Origin of the sequence: Pseudomonas sp. JAI115 (assembly GCF_014200835.1) — a bacterium.
GTDB classification, from domain to species: domain Bacteria; phylum Pseudomonadota; class Gammaproteobacteria; order Pseudomonadales; family Pseudomonadaceae; genus Aquipseudomonas; species Aquipseudomonas putida_A.
On the sequence record NZ_JACHCY010000007.1, the window covers coordinates 1 to 19,823 of the forward strand.

Sequence of the window (19,823 nt, forward strand, 5' to 3'; positions counted from 1 at the left end):
TCTGCCGAGTGGCATTCACCCTGATGAAGAATCAGGGCGAATACCGATCAGTTTGAGATTCTAGGGTTGCTGAGCAACATAGAATCTCCCACATTGGATTTTGTGATCGACAAAGATCAACTGTGGGAGCGAGCCTGCTCGCGAAAGCGCTCTGCCAGGCTACAGAGAAATATCTGACTAAATGCGACCTTCAGGCGCATACGGCGCCGGATCGATAATCGGCGCACGCCCCAGCATCATATCGGCAAACAACTGACACGACGCCGGCGCCAACACCAGGCCATTGCGGTAATGCCCGCAGTTCAGCCACAACCCCTCAAACCCCGGCACCCGGCCGATATACGGGATTCCCTCAGGCGAGCCCGGGCGCAAACCGGCCCAGTGCCCCACCACTTCGGCCTCCGCCAGCGCCGGCAGCAGCTCGACCGCCGAAGCCTTGAGGCTCTGCAACGCGACATCGGTCGGCGTCTTGTCGTAGCCTTCGTGCTCCAGCGTACTGCCGATCAGAATGTGCCCGTCGCGACGCGGAATCGCATAACGCCCCTTGGCCAGCACCATGCTCGGCAGGAAATCCGCTGCGCATTTGTAGAGAATCATCTGGCCCTTGACCGGCTCCACCGGCAGCGTCAGGTCCAGCGTCTTGAGCAGATCACCGCTCCATGCCCCGGCCGTCAGCACCACCTGATCGCCACTGATCACGCCTTTGGACGTCTCGACGCCAACCACCCGCTCGCCTTCGCGAACAAACCCGCTGACTTCGCATTGCTCGTGAATCGTCACGTTCGGCAGCGCCAGCAAAGCGGCTTTCAATGATTTGACCAGACGCGGGTTACGCACATTGGCCACATCGGCCATGTAGATCGCCCGGGAGAACCAGCCGCCCAACACCGGCACCGCGTCGTGCGCCGCCGAGATATCCACAGCCCGCAGCGGACGATTTTCCCGCTCGGCCCAGGCCAGCGCCTCGGCTTCATCCTCCAGATCCAGCCAATACAGGCCGGTGGTGTGCACTTCGGGATCAACCCCGGTATCGGCAAACAGCCGCTCGCCCAGCTGTGGATAAAAATCCTGCGACCAATGCGCCAGCGCGGTGACTGCCGGGCTATAGCGCCACGGGTACAGCGGCGAAACGATACCGCCGCCGGCCCAGGACGACTCCTGACCGACATTCGAACGATCCAGCAGCACCACGCTGCGCACTTCTGAGGCGAGGTTGTAGGCGGTCAGCAGGCCAATCACCCCGCCACCGACAATCACCACTTGCTGTTGCCTGGTCATGTTTGATCCAACCGTAAAAAAGACAGTGGGCGCAAAAAGGCGCCCTTAAGAAGGTACCTCAGCGGCCCCAGCAATCCTTGGTGGTCAGCCCGGTGGTAGCGTTGTTCATGCTTCTGACGCCGGTGTTGGTCAGGGTGAAGTCCCCGCACTTGTCGGTGGCCATGGCAGTGCCGGCCTTGCGTGTGGCGGTCAGCAGGAAGGTCTGATCAGCGATCGTCGGGGTGATGGTGTAGAAATCATTGCCCGTGCTCAGACCAGTGATGCCGGTGTAGACGTTGTTTTTGGTATAGAAGCGTTCGAGGCTCTGCGCCTGCTCCGAGAGCAGCGACACCACTTCGGCGCGTCGGCCCTTTTTCAGGTATTCGGTGTAGCTCGGTGCGGCGATGGTGATGATGATCCCGATGATCGCAATCACGATCATGATTTCGATCAGGGTGAAACCTCGGTTGAATCTGCGCATGCCTCAAACTCTCACTTACTGTATTTGTCGCCACATGATACGCCGGCTGCCGCCGCCGGATTTTTCCACCAGTGTGGTGACAGTGCCACTGGAATCGTTGACGATCTTGCGCGTCGCGCCATTGACGATGGCGTTCAGGGTCGGAATCCCGCCGGTGAACACCACGCCGCTGGAAATCGTGTCGTTGCTGTCGACCACGCCATCGGCGTTGGTGTCGAGCACCGCGTAGTTGAGCATCTTACCGCTGAACGCATCGAGTTCGACCAGTTTGCCGGTGCCGAAACTGGCACACGGGTCGGTGGTATCGACACTGGCGGTGGTAAACACGATGCGTCCGAGCACCAGACTGGCCTGATTGATCACCCGCTCGCCGGTCAGCACGTTGTTGTACACCAACGGCAGGTACCAGCCCTTCTCCGCCGGATAGGTCGTGTCGTTCTGGCTGGTGGTGATGAACTGCCCGGTGCTGCCGGAGAACACTCCAGTCACTGCCTGCGCCTGCAGGCTGCTGACCGTCAGTTGCCCGGAACCGCCGTCGGCATCCCACACCGAATAAAATGCCTGCAGATCCTTGTTGGTCTTGTCGGCGGTCTCGTTGAATTTGCCGGTGCCGACGAAGATCTGTTTGCCCCCCAGCGAATTGTCCGCCAGCAGCGGCTGCGCGGTGATCGGTTGAGTCGCCCCGCCCGCCGTGGTGAACAGCGGCTTACCGGAAAACGCCACGCCCCAACTGTCGGTCGATGTCGCGCTCAGATCGAATTTCCACAAGCGCCCTTTCAAATCACCGCCGTAAGCGGCCTGCACCACGTTGGAAGAATTGACCTTGAGCTTCACCGACGACAGGCCATTGGTGGTTTCGGTGCTGTCGATCACGATCTTCTTGATCAACGATCCGTCACGCACATCCAGCACATACAACGCCGCCACCCCGGAGCTGCTGCCATAACCATTGGCAATGAACGCCGCCCAGCGACCATCGGCCAAGCGTGCCACTTCCGGCCGGGCATAGGCGTAACCCAGATCATTGAATGCGTTGGCGGTGTTAGCCGTGGCAGGTGCACTGACTTCCCACAGGGCATTGAGCACATTGCCCGCCGACGCGTCGAACAGTTGCAGCGCATAGAAAGTCTTGCCGCCAGCACCGGTACCGCCGATGGCCAGGGTTTTCCAGGCGCTGTTGATTTGCGCGTCATACACACCGACCTGACCGTCCACCAGAAACTTGTGGCTGACGCCATTGATGTAAGCCGGGTCGGCAATCAGCCGCAGCGACGGCAACACGCTGGACGGCATGTAGGCATAACGCCGGGTGCCGTTAGCCGAGTTGATCACGTTGACGAAACCGTCGTTGGCATTCACCACCAGATTCGAATTCATGTTCGCCGCTTTGGTGGTCAGGTACGTAGTGTAGGTGGTGTCACCCGAAAGGTCGGAGGCGGTTTTGTCGCTGGGCGAGGCCAGCACCAGCGGCGAGTTGATGATGTCGCCGAGCAATACGCTGCGCACTTTCAGCCCGGTCTTGTTGGTGCCCTTGCTCCACTCCACCAGATCGCTGCCGCTGATACCGGTGGGCAGGCTCTGGCTGAGCGTCGTCTGTTGGGCTGCGGAAAAGTTGCCATAGGCCAGGGTGACGGCGGCGTTACTGGAGGTGTTCCACGATTGATAGGTTGGAGCGGTCGCGCCCGGCACGATCGTGGTATCGGTGGTCCACAGGGCTGTCGAAGTATTCACCGCGCCGGCCGAGGTGAAGCCGAAAGACTTGATCGTCCCGCGCCAGTCCTTGGGATCGTAGCTGGTCTGGAAATAACTGGTGCCACTGGCCAGCGTGGTACCGCTGGTGACCCCGCTGCCGCCGGAACCGGCCTTGGAAGTGATGTCGCTCAACGCCGAGGACAGCGCGGTGTTGAGACCGGCGCTGTCGGTGGCTTGGTAATACCTGCCCTGCCCGTAAGCGGCGGCGTCCGACAGCATGTCGTTGTCGGCGGTAAAACCCACGGTGTAGGTGTTCATGTTCTGTTTGGGAAAATCCACGGCATTCCAGCTTTTGCCAGCGGCGTCAGTCCCCGTGGAACGCATGTCGATGTCGAAGGCGAATTTGGCAATGTCATCCAGATACAGCGTGTCACCCTCGTTATCGCCATTGAGGTTGTTGCCGTCATTGTTGATACCGTCCCAGTTCGGCAGGCGACTGCCACCCAACGGATCATTGGTGGGAAACGTGCGGTCGTAGGTCGGCAAACCGTCGGTGATCACCACGCCGTAGTTCTTTTGGCAGCGGTACTGAATCGGGCTGGTGTAGGTCGCCGGCGTACTGTTGTAGTAAGGCGCCATGCCACGCATGTAGCGGGTGATTTCGTAATAGGTTTCTGCCAGCGGCGTATTGGCCACGGCGCTCAAACCGTTGATCGAAGAAATCAGCGCGTTGTAGTTGGCGTCGGCCTGCGCCTGGGTCACGCTGCCGGAGACCGGGGACAGGTCGCTGATCGATCGCGCGATATATCCGCCATTGCCCGAATTGTTACTGGTGGCCGGATTGAAGGTCGACAGGCCCATGCGCAAGGTACGGTTGCTGGTGACCAGCGCGGTGGACACATTGCGCGCGACGTTGATCCGATAGTCGTTGGGAATGGCCCCGTTGGTGAAGTCGCGGGTGCCGTTGTTGATCGCCAGCCCGACAACGTAGGCGATGTAGTCCCCGGTGTAGCGGGTGTTGCCGCCACCCACCGGATCCGGCAGTTTCAGGCATAGCGGCGCGATACTGTTGTTGTAAAAGGCATAGGCCCCACCGGAACAACCCGAGGTCGGCAGGCTCGAGAGAAACACCGAATCACCAGTGATGGCAGTAGAACTCAGGCACAGTCCGAGCAACGCGTTGCACTGCCGGGCGGGTGTGCGATCAACGCCGGGGTCGAATCCTGCCGCATAAATAATGCTGTTCATACTGCCGGAATCATCGATCAGCAACATCACGTTGGGCGGCACCGCTGCAGCGCTCAACAGTGGCGAGTCGGACGGCGTGAACGCGTAGGCCGGTGCCGCCAGATACAAGCTCAGCAGCATGCCGGTCAATAACGTCCAGCAGCGCTTAATACTTCGCATAGACGCTCTCCACCACACTGCGCGAAGTACCGGCGATGCCGACTGCCGTAACTCGATACAGCGTCGCCGAAGTGTTGCTCGGCACGTTGACCGCCGTCAGGGTGGTGCCAATGTTCTGCACACCATAAAAGCCGTTACCGGCAGCGATCCACGTAACTCCGGAAGTCGAATTGAACCCCGCCGCGCTGACCACAGAAGACTCCGCCGGCGGCGCACATTGCGTGGTACTGGCACACACCGCCAGCGAATAACTGTCGAGTTGCACCGCACTCTCGCCGATGCGCAACGCCGCCTCGGCGGTCTGGAACGACTGATTGCGCAGGCTGACACTGCCGGCCATTTTCTCCTGCAGGTTGGCACTCTGCATCGAGGACAGCCCGATCAAGGTCAGCAGCAACAGAAACACCAGACTGACCAGCAACACCATGCCGCGCTGGGTTTGCCTCTGGTTGAACGTGATCCTCATCATTCCGGCCTCACTGCAAGCGGTTGCGCAAAGCGGCAACCACGTTGAAGGTTTGATTGGCCACCCGGTTGTTCGGGTCAGTGAGGGTCAGGCTCAGTCGCACACTGCGGATGCGCGCCGGATCGCTAGGGTTGGCACTGTAGGAGGATGCCGCGACATCGGTGGCGGACGTCGCCAGACCGAACATGACAGTGAACGCGCTGACGTTGTTCACCAACACCTGTTGGGTCGGCGTGCCGCTGCCGGTGCCCATGAGAATCTGGTTGTTGCTGAAGCTGTAGATCAAGCGGCGGATCGGAAAGGCGATCTGCCCGCTCGCTGCCGCCCGCAACCCGGTATAGGCCGTGGCACTGTTGCGGCAATCGGAGACCACCGTCCAGGTCGGCGTGCCACCACTGCCGCCGACATCGGCGGTAACCAGAGTCAGCTTGAGGTTGCTGTTGTCCCAACTGATCGGGATGACCTGCGCCGCGTTGAAATCCCCCGCCGAGCTCGCGTCAGTAATCGTGCCCAGGCAGCCGAACATGCCGACCATCCGCAGTTCCTGAATCATCTTGCTCAATACGAAGCGCGCATCTTCCTGCATCGCTGCAGCGGTGTTCTGACTGACGTAAGTGTTTTTAGCGGCGAGAAACGTCTGCACCACCCCCAGCACGATGATCAGCCCAAGGGCCAGGGCGATAAGCATTTCGATCAGGCCGAAACCACGATTGGAGTGCTTCATGGCGTGGCCACCGGATCGACCGTTGCACGGCTGGTCAGGACGAAACTGCGCGTGGTACCGGTGGCATTCGCGGCCCGTGAGTCATTCCAGTTGATGGTGATGGTGTACACCCGCTGATTGCGGGTGATCGTGCCGGTGGCGGTTGGCCCGCCGAAATTGACGATGTTGGTGGTAAAATCGTAGAGATCCTGATCGCGGGCGACACTGAGGTTGCCCGAGGTCGGCGGTGTCACCGTGTAATCGGCGGCGGCGTTGGCGCGGATGCGGTCCATCATGTCGTAGGCGATAAAGCTCGCCTGACTGGTCATCCGCGAACTGTCGGTGTACTTCAGCGCATTCACTTGAACAGCTGCCGCGCCCAATATCCCGACGGTCAGAATCAGCAACGCGACCAGCACCTCGATCAGCGACATGCCCTCCTGTGCCTGTGTGCTCCCTGCCCTCATCCGCAACTTCCACCCACTTGAATTCGTCCATTCAGACACACGTTCAGCGTCCTGCTTTGCGTGCCCAACACGTAACTGATGGCCACCGCCGTCGACGGCGCCGCCAGGCCACCCAGATTATTGAAATCCAGTGCGGTCACTCCTGAGGGTAGCGTCAGAGTCGCGCCGCTGCTCATCGCTGGAACAACCCGCAATACATTGGCCGGTGTGCCAGTACTGTCGTAGACCGACAATTCGCCGGTCCACACGCTGCCGCCGGCGCTCGGGCGCAAGCGCGTGGTCACGCCGCGATCAATCGCCTCCAGCCGGGCATAGTTGATGGCGCGCTGCAGGTCGCCCATTTCCGTGTCGGCCTTGCTGCTCTGGATCGAGCGGGTAAAACCCGGCACCGCGAGGGTGATGAGGATCACCATCACCGCTACCGCAGCCAACAACTCGGGCAGCGTGAAACCTTTTGTACGAAGATCCATCGATGCCCTCCGTTGCCGTCGGCTATACCTGCTTCTACAAACTAGAACATTCAACCGGCCTGCGTCGGTTGATTTGCCCTGCCCGGCGAAAAGGATCGCCCCGGGCTTCATGCTCCACGGAGGGAGTCGTCATGCCGCAACAGGGTTTCAGCCTGCTCGAATTGCTTATGGGACTGGCAATTGGCGCAATTGTTCTGGCGCTGGTCAGTCCGGCGTTCGCCGCCTTCACCGAGTCGACTCAGCGCGACCAGGCGGCGCGGTCACTGGTTGAAGGCATTCGCAACGCCCGCACCCTGGCCATCACCCGCAATCAGAGCGTGGTTATCCATGGCATCAACGGCGACTGGAGTCAGGGCTGGCGGATCATTCTGGATATCAGCGGCAAGGGGCCGCTGGACAGCAGCAATCCGCTGCTGGTGGAGCATGCGAGTGACGGGCGGACACCGATCGTCGGCAATTGGCTGGTCAGTCGTTATGTACGTTTCAGCAGTCTGGGACAACCGCTGATGCCCGGGCGGGCGTTTCAGGCAGGGACTTTACATATCTGTTCGGCACACGAGCCGGTCAGCCAGCGCCAGGTAGTACTGGCGGCAACTGGCCGGGTGCGCCTGACCAGCGCGAAGGCTGAGCAGGCGCTGTGCCTGAAGAAGAGCGTCAGATCGAACGCACGCGCAGCTCTTTCGGCATCGAGAACGTGATGTTCTCTTCGCGGCCGGCCAGTTCATCGGCACCGGTCGCGCCCCAGGCTTGCAATTGCTGGATCACGCCGCGCACCAGCACTTCCGGCGCGGAAGCACCGGCGGTGATGCCGATGCGCTCGACACCCTCGAACCAGCTCTTCTGCAGGTCTTCGGCGCCGTCGATCAGGTAGGCCGGCGTGGCCATGCGTTCGGCCAGTTCGCGCAGACGGTTGGAGTTGGAGCTGTTCGGACTGCCCACCACCAACACCACGTCGCATTCGTCAGCCAGTTGCTTGACCGCATCCTGACGGTTTTGCGTGGCGTAGCAGATGTCGTCCTTGCGCGGGCCACCGATGGCCGGGAAACGTGTGCGCAGGGCATCGATCACCCGACTGGTGTCGTCCATCGACAGGGTGGTCTGGGTCACGAACGCCAGTCTTTCCGGGTCACGCACTTGCAGTTCGGCGACGTCTTTCTCGTCTTCGACGAGGTAGATCGCGCCGCCATTGCTGGCGTCGTACTGGCCCATGGTGCCTTCGACTTCCGGGTGACCGGCGTGGCCGATCAGGATGCACTCACGACCGTCGCGGCTGTATTTGGCGACTTCGATGTGCACCTTGGTGACCAGCGGGCACGTAGCGTCGAAAACTTTCAGGCCACGGCCGGCGGCTTCGCTGCGTACGGCTTGAGAAACGCCGTGAGCACTGAAGATTACGATGACGTCGTCCGGCACCTGATCCAGCTCCTCGACGAAGATCGCGCCACGGCTGCGCAGGTCTTCGACCACGAACTTGTTGTGCACCACTTCATGACGCACGTAGATCGGCGGCCCGAAGACTTCCAGGGCGCGGTTGACGATTTCGATCGCCCGGTCCACACCGGCGCAGAAGCCACGGGGGTTGGCGAGTTTGATTTGCATGCTGTGCCTCGTGTCTTGCGCGCAAGAAATAGCGAAAACGGTTGAAAACATTGTGGGAGCGAGCCTGTTGTGGCGAGGGGATTTATCCCCGATCGATTGCGAAGCAATCGTCAAAACAGTCAACGCTTTCCGGTTCTGAATCGCGGTGATCAGATTCGGGGGCGCTTCGCACCCCATCGGGGATAAATCCCCTCACCACAAAAGCCCGCTCCCACAGTGGTTTTGCAGTGTTACTCAGATCGCTTTGACGCTGATGATCTCGACGTCAAAGGTCAGCGTCTTGCCGGCCAGCGGGTGGTTGAAGTCGATGGTCACTTGCGCGTCGTCGAACTCTTTCACCACACCCGGCAGCTCAGTATTGGCCGCATCATTGAAGATCACCAGCAAACCCGGCGACAACTCCATGTCGACGAACTGCGAACGCGGGATGATCTGTACGTTTTGCGGGTTCGGCTGGCCGAAAGCGTTTTCCGGCTCGACGGTCAGCGTACGCTTGACGCCGGCCTTGAAGCCGAACAATGCGGCTTCGAAACCCGGCAGCAGGTTGCCGTCGCCGACCTTGAAGGTCGCCGGGGCCTTGTCGAACGTGCTGTCGACCGTATCGCCGTTCTCCAGGCGCAATGCAAAGTGCAAAGTGACTTCCGTGTTCTGGCCGATGCGTTGCTCAGCCAATACCTGTTCAGTCATGAACGGCTTCTCCGGTTTTCTTACTTTTGAACATGTCCAGTGCCAGCATCACCGCACCGACGGTGATGGCGCTGTCGGCAAAGTTGAACGCCGGGAAGTACCAGCGGTTCTGCCAGTGCACCAGAATGAAGTCGATCACATGGCCCAGGGCAATGCGGTCATACAGATTGCCCAGCGCACCGCCCAGCACCAGTGCCAGTGCGACAGCCAGCCAGGTATCGTTGCGGCCCAGACGCTTGAGCCAGACCACCAGCACCGCACTGACCACGATCGCGATCAGGGCGAACAGCCAGCGCTGCCAGCCGGAGCTGTCGGCCAGGAAGCTGAAGGCCGCGCCGGTGTTGTAGGCCAGGGTCCAGCTGAAGTAATCGGGAATGATCACGATCTGCTGGAACATTTCGAGCTTGCCTTCGAAGTAGAACTTGCTGGCCTGGTCGATGACCAGAACCAGCAAACTCAACCAGAGCCAGCTCAACCGTCCGAAACGGCCAACGGCGTTAGGCATAGTGACGAACCTCGCCGGCGCCGCTGATGTTGTCGACGCAACGACCGCAGATTTCCGGATGCTCCGGGTTCACGCCGACGTCTTCGCGGCAATGCCAGCAACGCGCGCATTTCGGGAAGGCCGATTTGACGATCTTCAGTTTCAGGCCGCTGACTTCGGTGGCTACCGCGTCCGCAGGTGCCTGAACGAAAGGCGCCACGCTGGCAGTCGAGGTGATCAGGACAAAGCGCAGCTCGTTGCTCAGCTTGGCCAGGTCGGCACTCAGCGCCTCTTCGGCGAACAGCGTCACTTCGGCCTGCAGGTTGCCACCGACGGCTTTGGCCGCACGCTGGATTTCCATCTCTTTGTTGACCGCCACCTTCACTTCCATGATGCGGTCCCAGTAGGCGCGACCCAGCTCGAAGCCTTCCGGCAGCTCGGTCAGACCTTCGTACCAGGTGTTGAGCATCACCGATTCGTTGCGCTCGCCCGGCAGGTACTGCCACAGCTCGTCGGCGGTGAACGCGAGGATCGGCGCGATCCAGCGCACCAGCGCTTCGGAGATGTGGAACAGCGCGGTCTGGCACGAGCGACGTGCCTTGCTGTCGGCGCCGGTGGTGTACTGGCGATCCTTGATGATGTCGAGATAGAAACCACCCAGCTCCTGCACGCAGAAGTTGTGGATCTTCGAGTAGACGTTCCAGAAACGGTATTCGCCGTAGTGCTCTTGCAATTCGCGTTGCAGCAGCAGCGTGCGATCCACCGCCCAGCGATCCAGTGCGAGCATGTCTTCAGCCGGCAGCAGGTCGGTGGCCGGGTTGAAACCGGTCAGGTTCGAAAGCAGGAAACGCGCGGTGTTACGGATGCGACGATAGGCGTCCGCGCTGCGCTGCAGGATCTGCTCGGACACGGCCATTTCGCCGGAGTAGTCGGTCGACGCGACCCACAGACGCATGATGTCGGCGCCCAGGGTGTCGTTGACTTTCTGCGGCGCAATCACGTTGCCCAGCGATTTGGACATCTTGCGGCCGGACTCATCGACGGTGAAGCCGTGGGTCAGCAACTCGCGGTACGGCGCGTGGTTGTCGATGGCGCAACCGGTCAACAGCGACGAGTGGAACCAGCCGCGGTGCTGGTCGGAACCTTCCAGGTACAGGTCGGCGCGCGGGCCGGTTTCGTGACCCATCGGGTGCGAACCGCGCAGCACGTGCCAGTGGGTGGTGCCCGAGTCGAACCACACGTCGAGGGTGTCGCTGATCTTGTCGTACAGCGGCGCTTCGTCGCCCAGCAGTTCAGCGGCGTCGAGCTTGAACCAGGCTTCGATGCCTTCGACTTCAACGCGCTTGGCGACTTCTTCCATCAGCTCGACGGTACGTGGGTGCAGTTCGCCGCTTTCCTTGTTCAGGAAGAACGGGATCGGCACGCCCCAGTTGCGCTGACGGGAGATGCACCAGTCCGGACGGTTGGCGATCATCGAGTGCAGGCGCGCCTGGCCCCAGGCCGGAACGAACTTGGTGTCTTCGATGGCTTTGAGCGAGCGCACGCGCAGGGTGTCGCCGCTGACCGGCTCTTTGTCCATGCCGATGAACCACTGCGCGGTGGCGCGGTAGATCAGCGGGGTCTTGTGGCGCCAGCAGTGCATGTAGCTGTGTTCGATGACGGTGGTGTGCAGCAGCGCACCGACTTCGGTCAGTTTTTCGACGATGGCCGGGTTGGCCTTCCAGATGAACTGGCCGCCAAAGAACTCCAGCGACGGCACGTACACGCCGTTGCTTTGTACCGGATTGAGGATGTCATCGTTGACCATGCCGTACTTCTTGCAGGTCACGAAGTCGTCCACACCGTAGGCCGGGGCGGAGTGAACCACACCGGTGCCGGCGCCCAGTTCGACGTAGTCGGCCAGGTACACCGGCGACAGGCGGTCGTAGAACGGGTGACGGAAGTTGATCAGTTCCAGTGCCGAGCCCGGCGCGGTGGCCAGTACGGTGCCTTCTACGCCATAACGCGACAGGCAGGATTCAACCAGCTCTTCAGCCAGAACCAGCAGCTTGTCGCCGATATCGACCAGCGCATAGTTGAATTCCGGGTGTACGTTCAGCGCCTGGTTGGCCGGGATAGTCCACGGGGTGGTGGTCCAGATCACGATCGAGGCAGGCTTGCCCAGCGACGGCAGACCGAACGCGGCGGCCAGTTTGGCTTCGTCGGCGATCGGGAACGCCACGTCGATGGTCGAGGACTTCTTGTTCTCGTACTCGACTTCGGCTTCGGCCAGCGCCGAACCGCAATCGAAGCACCAGTTCACAGGCTTGAGGCCCTTGAACACGAAACCGCCCTTGACGATTTCGGCGAGGGCGCGGATTTCACCGGCCTCGTTCTTGAAGTCCATGGTCTTGTACGGGTTGGCGAAGTCGCCCAGCACGCCGAGACGGATGAACTCGCTCTTCTGCCCTTCGATCTGCTCGGTGGCATAGGCACGGCACAGCTCGCGGGTCTTGTCCGCGCCCAGGTTCTTGCCGTGGGTCACTTCAACCTTGTGCTCGATCGGCAGGCCGTGGCAGTCCCAGCCCGGGACATACGGCGCGTCGAAGCCCGACAGGGTCTTCGAGCGGATGATCATGTCCTTGAGAATCTTGTTCAGTGCGTGACCGATGTGGATCGTGCCGTTGGCATACGGAGGGCCGTCGTGCAGGACGAACTTCGGACGATCCTTGCCAATCTCGCGCAACTTTCCGTACAGGCCAATACTGTCCCAGCGCTGCAGGATCTGCGGTTCGCGCTGTGGCAGGCCGGCCTTCATTGGGAAGGCGGTGTCCGGAAGGTTTAGCGTGGCTTTATAGTCGGTCATTTAAGGCTCTTCATTAGCGATGGGCGCTAGGTGCGGCTAGTGCACGGGCGGCGGCGACATCCGCGTTGATCGCCGTTTTCAGTGCCTCCAGGGAGGCGAAACGCTGCTCTTCACGCAGCTTTTGGTGGAAAACCACCGTCAGACGCCGGTCATACAGATCGCCGGCAAAATCCAGTAGATGAACTTCAAGGTGGGCTTTGCCATCACCTTGGACCGTAGGCCGCACGCCAATATTGGCGACGCCGGGCCAGGTCTTGCCGTCGATGTCCACATCCACCAGGTAAACCCCGGTAAACGGTACGCGACGGCGCTTGAGTTGAATGTTGGCAGTGGGCGTACCCAGTTGCCGGGCCAGTTTCTGACCGTGCAGCACGCGACCGGCGATCCGGTACGGACGACCGAGCAAGCGTTCGGCCAAGGCAAAATCGGCCGCGGCCAACGCGTTACGCACCTGAGTGCTGCTGACGCGAATGCCGTCCAGCTCGACGGTTTGCGCGGCTTCCACGGTAAAACCGTGAACCTGCCCGGCCTGCAACAGGAAATCGAAGTCGCCGAGGCGGTCGCAGCCGAAGCGGAAATCGTCACCGACCTCCAGATGCTGCACGCCGAGACCGTCCACCAGGATGGTATCGACGAACTCACTGGCACTGAGCTTGCTCAGGCGCTGATTGAAAGCCAGGCACAACACCCGGTCAACGCCTTCGGCGGCCAGCAGCTGCAGCTTGTCGCGCAAGCGAGCCAAGCGCGCCGGCGCGGTCTCCGGGGCAAAGAATTCCCGTGGCTGCGGCTCGAAAATCACCACGCAGCTGGGTACGCCCAACTCGAGCGCACGCTCACGCAGCCGGGCCAGGATAGCCTGGTGACCACGGTGAACACCGTCAAAGTTGCCAATAGTGGCGACGCAGCCCCGATGCTGGGGGCGCAAGTTGTGGAGGCCTCGAACCAGCTGCATAACGCGCTTCTTGCTCATAAAGTGGTCGATTATAACCACACCCGACGGTCGACGACAGGCAACACCGTAACGCAAAGTGATCGAGCCGACAAAACTGCCGGCCCGTGCCCGGTTATAAAGGCTGAAACCTCAGCTCAAAGCCTTGCGATTGAAGTCGCGCAGACGGAAACCGAGCAGCAGCAACATACCGAAATACGCCACCACACCAGCAACCACCAGCGCCCCCAGACGCAGAAAGCGCTCCAGCATGTGCCCCTGATCCCAGGCCGGCATGAAATGCATGCCCAGCAGCAATACCGCCGACATCACCGCTACCGCCACTACCAGCTTGAAGCCGAACATGTACCAGCCCGGTTGGGGCTGATACATCTTTTGCTTGCGCAGTTGATAGAACAACAGCCCGGCATTCAGACAGGCACCGGCACTGATCGCCAGCGCCAGCCCGGCGTGAGCCAGCGGGCCGATCAGCATCAGGTTGAACAGCTGTGTGCACACCAGTGTGAAGATTGCGATTTTTACCGGGGTGCGGATGTTCTGTTGCGCGTAAAAGCCCGGCGCCAGCACTTTGATCACGATAATTCCGAGCAGACCGACAGAATAGGCAATCAGCGCACGCTGGGTCATGGACGCATCAAACGCGCTGAATTGACCGTACTGGAACAATGAGACGGTCAGTGGCTCGGCGAGAATTCCCAGAGCCAGTGCACACGGCAACACCAGCACGAAGCACAGGCGCAGCCCCCAGTCGAGGATCCGCGAATATTCGTGGCGATCCTTGCTCGCATAAGTCTTGGCCAGCGTCGGCAGCAAAATGGTGCCCAACGCTACGCCGAGCACACCGGACGGCAATTCCATCAAACGGTCGGCGTAATACATCCACGACACCGAGCCGGCGACCAGAAACGAGGCAAAAATGGTGTTGATGATCAGCGAAATCTGGCTGACCGAGACGCCGATGATCGCCGGCAGCATTTGCTTCATCACTCGCCAGACGCCGCTATCGCGCAGATTCAGGCGCGGCAGCACCAGCATGCCGATCTTTTTCAGGTGCGGCAGTTGATAGAGCAACTGCGCCAGACCACCGACCAGTACCGCCCAGCCGAGGGCCATCACCGGCGGATCGAAATACGGCGTGAGGAACAGCGAGAACACAATCATGCTGACGTTGAGCAGGGTCGGCACGAACGCCGGCACCGAAAAACGGTTCCAGGTGTTGAGAATCGCCCCAGCCAGCGAGGACAGGGAGATCAGCAATATATAAGGGAATGTCACCCGCAACAGGTCGGAGGTGAGCTGGAATTTTTCCGGCGTGTCGGCAAAACCCGGCGCCGTGGCCCAGATCACCCACGGTGCGGCGATCATGCCCAGCGCGGTGACCAGTGCCAGCACCAGCGTCAGCAGGCCCGATACATAAGCAATAAAAGTACGGGTCGCCTCTTCACCCTGCTGACTTTTGTATTCCGCCAGAATCGGTACGAAGGCCTGCGAGAACGCGCCCTCGGCGAAGATTCGCCGCAGCAGGTTGGGCAATTTGAAGGCAATGAAGAAGGCGTCCGTGGCCATTCCGGCGCCGAACGTGCGAGCGATGAGCGTGTCACGGACGAACCCGAGAACCCGGGAAAGCATGGTGATAGAGCTGACGGCGGCCAACGATTTGAGCAGATTCATTGAGGGAATGTGTGCCTGTCGATAAACAGCAGGCGAACAATGCGCCTACTTGTGCGATACTCTGCGCCGCAACAGCACAGAGCCAAAGCTCGCGAGTTTACAGGTCAAGCGCCGGAAATAAATATCCCGCCTCTTTACACCTACCACTTAGCGGAACGTTTCAAGCGCCCTTGACAAGACTTCTCTTCATCGGCATGATTCGCGGCCTATTTTGTTTGCTATTTCCTAAAAAGTCTTTCGAGGAGCTCGACGGTGGCCAACTCACCTTCCGCCAAAAAACGTGCAAAACAGGCTGAGAAGCGTCGCAGCCACAACGCCAGCCTGCGTTCCATGGTTCGTACCTACATCAAGAATGTAGTTAAGGCCATCGACGCAAAAGACGCTGAAAAAGCTCAAGCTGCATACGTTCTGGCTGTGCCAGTTATCGACCGTATGGCCGATAAAGGCATCATCCACAAGAACAAGGCTGCTCGTCATAAGAGCCGTCTGAATGGCCACGTCAAGGCACTGAAAGAAGCTGCTTAATCGACGTAGTCATTAAAAAACCGACCTTAGGGTCGGTTTTTTATTGCCTGCGATTTGGTGAATCCCGCACTCAAAAAAGTGGGAGCGGGCTTGCTCGCGAATGCAATCTGTCAGCCGACATCTCTAGCAACTGACACGACCTCTTCGCGAGCAAGCCCGCTCCCACATTCCGGATTTGCGTTGTTACTGCTGGACGGGTACCCACGGCACGATCGGAATCGCGGTTACCGCATTCTGCGGGCTGCCTTCGATCACGCGATCGCTGTAAACCAGGTACACCAGCGTATTGCGCTTCTTGTCGAGGAAACGCACCACCTGCATGGTCTTGAACACCAGCGATGTGCGCTCCTTGAACACCTCATCACCATCCTTCAGTTCGCCCTTGAACTTGATCGGACCGACCTGACGACAGGCGATCGACGCCTCGGCGCGATCCTCGGCCAGACCCAGACCACCCTTCACCCCTCCCGTCCTGGCGCGAGACAGGTAGCAGGTCACACCGTCGACCTTCGGATCATCGAAAGCCTCGACCACGATCCGGTCATTCGGGCCGACGAACTTGAACACCGTCGACACCTGACCGATTTCCTCGGCCGAGGCCAGCAATGGCAGCGCCATCAGCAGACCCAACAATCCTTTAGCCATGCGCATGCGTATTTTCCCTTAGACCAGAATCAGATTGTCACGATGAACCAGTTCCGGCTCAGCCATGTAGCCCAGCACGCCGACAATTGCATCTGACGACTGACCAATGATTTTTTGCGCCTCAAGCGCACTGTAGTTGGCCAGGCCACGGGCAATCTCACGACCGTCCGGCGCCACGCAGACCACCATCTCGCCACGCCGGAAGCTGCCCTGGACCAATTTGACGCCGACCGGCAACAGACTCTTGTTGCCCTGCGACAACGCCGACACCGCGCCTTCGTCCAGCACCAGCGTGCCGCGAGTCTGCAGATGCCCGGCCAGCCACTGCTTGCGCGCCGCCAGCATGCCGCGCTCAGGCGACAGCAGCGTACCGATGCGCTCGCCAGCCTTCAGGCGATCGAGTACTCGCTCCAGACGCCCACCAACGATGATCGTGTGCGCCCCGGAGCGCGCCGCCAGCCGCGCCGCACGCAGCTTGGTCTGCATACCACCGCGCCCCAGTGCGCCACCGGTGCCGCCCGCCACCGCATCCAGGGTCGGATCATCGGCGCGCGCTTCGTAAATCAGTTGCGCATCAGGATTGTTGCGCGGATCGGCGTCGAACATGCCGTCGCGATCGGTGAGGATCACCAGCAGATCAGCCTCGACCAGATTGGCCACCAGCGCCGCCAGCGTATCGTTGTCGCCGAAACGGATTTCGTCGGTGACCACGGTGTCGTTTTCGTTGATCACCGGGATGACTTTCAGCTCGACCAGCGCACGCAGGGTGCTGCGGGCGTTGAGGTAGCGCTTGCGGTCGGACAGGTCATCGTGAGTCAGGAGAATCTGCGCGGTGTGCCGGCCATGCTCGGCAAAGCTCGACTCCCAGGCCTGCACCAAGCCCATCTGGCCGATTGCAGCAGCGGCCTGGAGCTCGTGCATCGCACTGGGTCGTGCGGTCCAGCCCAGGCGGCTCATGCCGGCAGCCACTGCCCCGGAGGACACCAGCACCAACTCGACACCCGCCTCATGCAGGGCGACCATCTGCTCGACCCATACACTCATTGCCGCACGATCCAGCCCTTTGCCATCAGCTGTCAGCAAAGCGCTGCCGATCTTCACGACCCAACGCTGCGCACCTGTCACTTTGCTCCGCATCATCTTCAACCTTAGCTTGAGGACAGCGCGACCCAGCGCTGCCCGTGACGTTAATCGTGGCTATTGGTGACCAACGATCGATTTCCAGATACTAAAACGCCGCTCGATTGAGCGGCGCTTAAGTTTACTGCAACGAATCAGTCGCGCACGTAAATGATTTCCGGACCGTCTTCATCATCCACATCTTCTTCGTCCCAGTCATCGTCGCCGATGTCGTGGACCGACTTCACGCCGCTGCGACGCAGAGCACGCTTGTCATCCAGCGCCTGCAACTGTGCACGGGCTTCGTCTTCGATGCGCTGATCGAGATCGGCAAGCTCTTCCTTGTACACCGGGTCGTTAGCCAGGCGATCGGCACGATCTTCCAGATAACGCATGATGTCGCGCGTCAGGCGCTCGGTGCCTTCTTTGGCGATGGCCGAGATCACGTAGACCGGACCCTCCCACTGCAGGCGATCAACGATTTCCTTGACGCGCTCCTCATGTTCTTCTTCGAGGATCTGGTCGCACTTGTTCAGCACCAGCCAGCGATCACGCTCGGCCAGCGACGGACTGAATTTGACCAGCTCGTTGACGATCACTTCAGCCGCGTCCGGTGCGCTGGTGTCATCCAGCGGCGCCATGTCGACGAGGTGCAGCAACAGACGCGTACGCGCCAGGTGCTTGAGGAAGCGAATACCCAGGCCGGCACCGTCGGAAGCGCCCTCGATCAGACCCGGAATATCGGCGATGACGAAGCTTTTCCAGCGATCAACGCTGACCACACCCAGGTTCGGCACCAGCGTGGTGAACGGGTAGTCGGCGACTTTCGGCTTGGCCGCCGACACCGAACGGATAAAGGTACTTTTACCGGCGTTCGGCAAGCCCAGCAGACCAACGTCAGCCAGCACTTTCATTTCCAGTTTCAGGTCACGCTGCTCACCCGGCTTACCCGGAGTGGTCTGGCGCGGCGCACGGTTGGTACTGGATTTGAAACGGGTATTGCCCAGACCGTGCCAACCGCCCTGCACCACCATCAGCTTCTGGCCGGCCTTGGTCAGGTCGCCAATTACTTCCTGGGTGGCCGAGTCGATCACGGTGGTACCGACCGGCACGCGCAGGATCAGGTCTTCACCCTTCTTGCCGGTGCAATCGGTGCTGCCGCCGTTGGAGCCACGCTCGGCATCGAAGTGCCGGGTGTAACGGTAGTCGACCAGGGTGTTGAGGTTTTCGTCGGCCATCATGTAGATGGAACCGCCGTCACCGCCATCACCGCCGTTCGGGCCGCCGTTTTCAATGAATTTTTCCCGACGGAAACTCATGCAGCCATTGCCGCCGTCGCCAGCTTTTACGCGGATCGATACTTCGTCTACAAACTTCATAACTCAACGCCTCTCGCCATACGGACGAGCCGAAAAACAATCAAGACATAAGACTCTTGCAAAAATGAGCGCAGCGACCCCAAAACACGACCTGCATCGCACGCCGACAGCCCATACAAACAGTTTTGCAAGAGACTCACCCCACAAACGAAAAAGCCCCGTCGCAAGACAGGGCTCTTCCAGCGATCTCGCGATTAAGCCGCGACAACGCTCACGTAACGACGACCGAAGGCGCCTTTTACTTCAAACTTGATCACGCCTTCGATTTTCGCGAAGAGGGTGTGATCCTTACCCATGCCAACGCCGTAGCCAGCGTGGAATTGGGTGCCGCGCTGACGCACGATGATGTTGCCGGCCTTGATGACCTGGCCGCCATACATCTTCACGCCAAGGCGTTTGGCTTCTGAGTCGCGACCGTTACGGGTACTACCACCAGCTTTTTTGTGTGCCATGAGTTCAATTCTCCTAGTGAGGAATTAGGCTGTAATTAAGCCTGAATACCGGTGATTTTGATCTCGGTGAACCACTGGCGGTGGCCCATACGCTTCATGTGGTGCTTACGGCGACGGAACTTGATGATGCGGACTTTATCGTGACGACCTTGGGAGATCACTTCAGCCTTGACGGTTGCGCCAGCAACAACAGGTGCGCCGATGTTCACGTCGTCGCCATTGGCGACCAGCAGAACGCGGTCAAAAGTCACGGATTCGCCAGTAGCGACTTCCAGTTTTTCGATCTTCAGGTATTCACCTTCAGCGACCTTGTATTGCTTACCGCCGGTAACGATTACTGCGTACATGGTATTTCTCCGATAATCCTGCTCACCCAGCTCTTTATAAGAAGAGGTATTGGCTGGCATGGCTGCATGGGGCTGGAACGGCCCAAGTGCAATTGCGTAAGGCAGGTGCTGCCCAGGAAGTTCAGGGTGCGCGATTGTACGCAAGCCGCGAGAGTCACGCAAGTGGCCGTCCATCGCG

Annotated in this window: 20 protein-coding genes; 2 read left to right on the plus strand and 18 right to left on the minus strand. The window is 60.1% G+C overall.

Annotated elements, in window-relative coordinates:
* Positions 1–177: 177 nt before the first annotated feature.
* From thiO to HDC30_RS17240, 7 genes are read right to left on the minus strand one after another with little or no spacing between them, the layout of a single operon-like run.
* Positions 178–1,278 carry a glycine oxidase ThiO gene (gene thiO, locus HDC30_RS17210; RefSeq protein ID WP_183784139.1) on the minus strand — a complete coding sequence of 367 codons (1,101 nt, stop codon included), beginning with the start codon at positions 1,276–1,278 and terminating at the stop codon, positions 178–180.
* Positions 1,279–1,336: 58 nt separating this feature from the next.
* Positions 1,337–1,738: a type IV pilin protein gene (locus HDC30_RS17215; RefSeq protein WP_027612814.1), complete on the minus strand. Its 402-nt coding sequence runs from the start codon at positions 1,736–1,738 to the stop codon at positions 1,337–1,339.
* A gap of 15 nt (positions 1,739–1,753) precedes the next feature.
* Complete coding sequence (locus HDC30_RS17220) at positions 1,754–4,837, minus strand: pilus assembly protein (protein ID WP_027612815.1); 3,084 nt, start codon at positions 4,835–4,837, stop codon at positions 1,754–1,756.
* The gene (locus HDC30_RS17225; protein ID WP_183784282.1) at positions 4,824–5,303 is read right to left on the minus strand and encodes a PilX N-terminal domain-containing pilus assembly protein; all 480 of its coding nucleotides are present in this window, start codon (positions 5,301–5,303) and stop codon (positions 4,824–4,826) included. The genes HDC30_RS17220 and HDC30_RS17225 overlap by 14 nt, the downstream gene beginning before the upstream one ends.
* Positions 5,304–5,313: 10 nt before the next feature.
* Entirely contained in the window at positions 5,314–6,027 is a 714-nt protein-coding gene (locus HDC30_RS17230) for a PilW family protein (protein ID WP_150367942.1), read from the minus strand.
* On the minus strand, positions 6,024–6,473 hold the full coding sequence (gene pilV / locus HDC30_RS17235; RefSeq protein ID WP_097089249.1) for a type IV pilus modification protein PilV: 450 nt from the start codon (positions 6,471–6,473) through the stop codon (positions 6,024–6,026). The genes HDC30_RS17230 and pilV overlap by 4 nt, the downstream gene beginning before the upstream one ends.
* Positions 6,470–6,943 (minus strand): GspH/FimT family pseudopilin, encoded by a 474-nt coding sequence (locus tag HDC30_RS17240; RefSeq protein WP_183784141.1) that lies wholly within the window; start codon positions 6,941–6,943, stop codon positions 6,470–6,472. The genes pilV and HDC30_RS17240 overlap by 4 nt, the downstream gene beginning before the upstream one ends.
* A gap of 131 nt (positions 6,944–7,074) precedes the next feature.
* On the opposite strand from HDC30_RS17240, the gene HDC30_RS17245 reads away from it, so the two are divergent.
* Positions 7,075–7,641, plus strand: coding sequence for a GspH/FimT family pseudopilin (locus HDC30_RS17245; RefSeq protein WP_183784143.1), 567 nt, complete (start codon positions 7,075–7,077; stop codon positions 7,639–7,641).
* Here HDC30_RS17245 and ispH read toward each other — a convergent pair.
* From ispH to murJ, 6 genes are all read right to left on the minus strand, one after another.
* On the minus strand, positions 7,598–8,542 hold the full coding sequence (ispH, locus tag HDC30_RS17250) for a 4-hydroxy-3-methylbut-2-enyl diphosphate reductase (RefSeq protein WP_097089253.1): 945 nt from the start codon (positions 8,540–8,542) through the stop codon (positions 7,598–7,600). The genes HDC30_RS17245 and ispH overlap by 44 nt on opposite strands.
* 234 nt (positions 8,543–8,776) lie before the next feature.
* Positions 8,777–9,214 (minus strand): FKBP-type peptidyl-prolyl cis-trans isomerase, encoded by a 438-nt coding sequence (fkpB, locus tag HDC30_RS17255; RefSeq protein WP_183784284.1) that lies wholly within the window; start codon positions 9,212–9,214, stop codon positions 8,777–8,779.
* Between the two features lie 7 nt (positions 9,215–9,221).
* Positions 9,222–9,734, minus strand: a complete 513-nt coding sequence (gene lspA, locus HDC30_RS17260) for a signal peptidase II (RefSeq protein WP_007963824.1) — start codon at positions 9,732–9,734, stop codon at positions 9,222–9,224.
* Entirely contained in the window at positions 9,727–12,558 is a 2,832-nt protein-coding gene (ileS, locus tag HDC30_RS17265) for an isoleucine--tRNA ligase (RefSeq protein WP_183784145.1), read from the minus strand. The genes lspA and ileS overlap by 8 nt, the downstream gene beginning before the upstream one ends.
* A gap of 13 nt (positions 12,559–12,571) precedes the next feature.
* On the minus strand, positions 12,572–13,510 hold the full coding sequence (gene ribF / locus HDC30_RS17270; protein ID WP_003228347.1) for a bifunctional riboflavin kinase/FAD synthetase: 939 nt from the start codon (positions 13,508–13,510) through the stop codon (positions 12,572–12,574).
* Positions 13,511–13,639: 129 nt separating this feature from the next.
* A complete protein-coding gene (murJ, locus tag HDC30_RS17275) occupies positions 13,640–15,178 on the minus strand; it encodes a murein biosynthesis integral membrane protein MurJ (RefSeq protein ID WP_027612825.1) in 1,539 nt (512 codons plus the stop codon).
* Between the two features lie 252 nt (positions 15,179–15,430).
* Between murJ and rpsT the strand changes: the two genes are divergently transcribed.
* Complete coding sequence (rpsT, locus tag HDC30_RS17280) at positions 15,431–15,703, plus strand: 30S ribosomal protein S20 (protein WP_003228351.1); 273 nt, start codon at positions 15,431–15,433, stop codon at positions 15,701–15,703.
* A gap of 183 nt (positions 15,704–15,886) precedes the next feature.
* On the opposite strand, the gene HDC30_RS17285 is transcribed toward rpsT, so the two are convergent.
* From HDC30_RS17285 to rplU, 5 genes are all read right to left on the minus strand, one after another.
* Positions 15,887–16,354 carry a CreA family protein gene (locus HDC30_RS17285; protein WP_183784146.1) on the minus strand — a complete coding sequence of 156 codons (468 nt, stop codon included), beginning with the start codon at positions 16,352–16,354 and terminating at the stop codon, positions 15,887–15,889.
* 12 nt (positions 16,355–16,366) lie between these two features.
* On the minus strand, positions 16,367–17,485 hold the full coding sequence (proB, locus tag HDC30_RS17290) for a glutamate 5-kinase (RefSeq protein ID WP_027612826.1): 1,119 nt from the start codon (positions 17,483–17,485) through the stop codon (positions 16,367–16,369).
* Between the two features lie 137 nt (positions 17,486–17,622).
* Entirely contained in the window at positions 17,623–18,846 is a 1,224-nt protein-coding gene (gene cgtA / locus HDC30_RS17295; RefSeq protein WP_097089258.1) for an Obg family GTPase CgtA, read from the minus strand.
* Between the two features lie 194 nt (positions 18,847–19,040).
* Entirely contained in the window at positions 19,041–19,298 is a 258-nt protein-coding gene (gene rpmA / locus HDC30_RS17300) for a 50S ribosomal protein L27 (protein ID WP_003228360.1), read from the minus strand.
* A gap of 35 nt (positions 19,299–19,333) precedes the next feature.
* Positions 19,334–19,645 carry a 50S ribosomal protein L21 gene (gene rplU, locus HDC30_RS17305; protein WP_003228361.1) on the minus strand — a complete coding sequence of 104 codons (312 nt, stop codon included), beginning with the start codon at positions 19,643–19,645 and terminating at the stop codon, positions 19,334–19,336.
* Between the last annotated feature and the right edge of the window lie 178 nt (positions 19,646–19,823).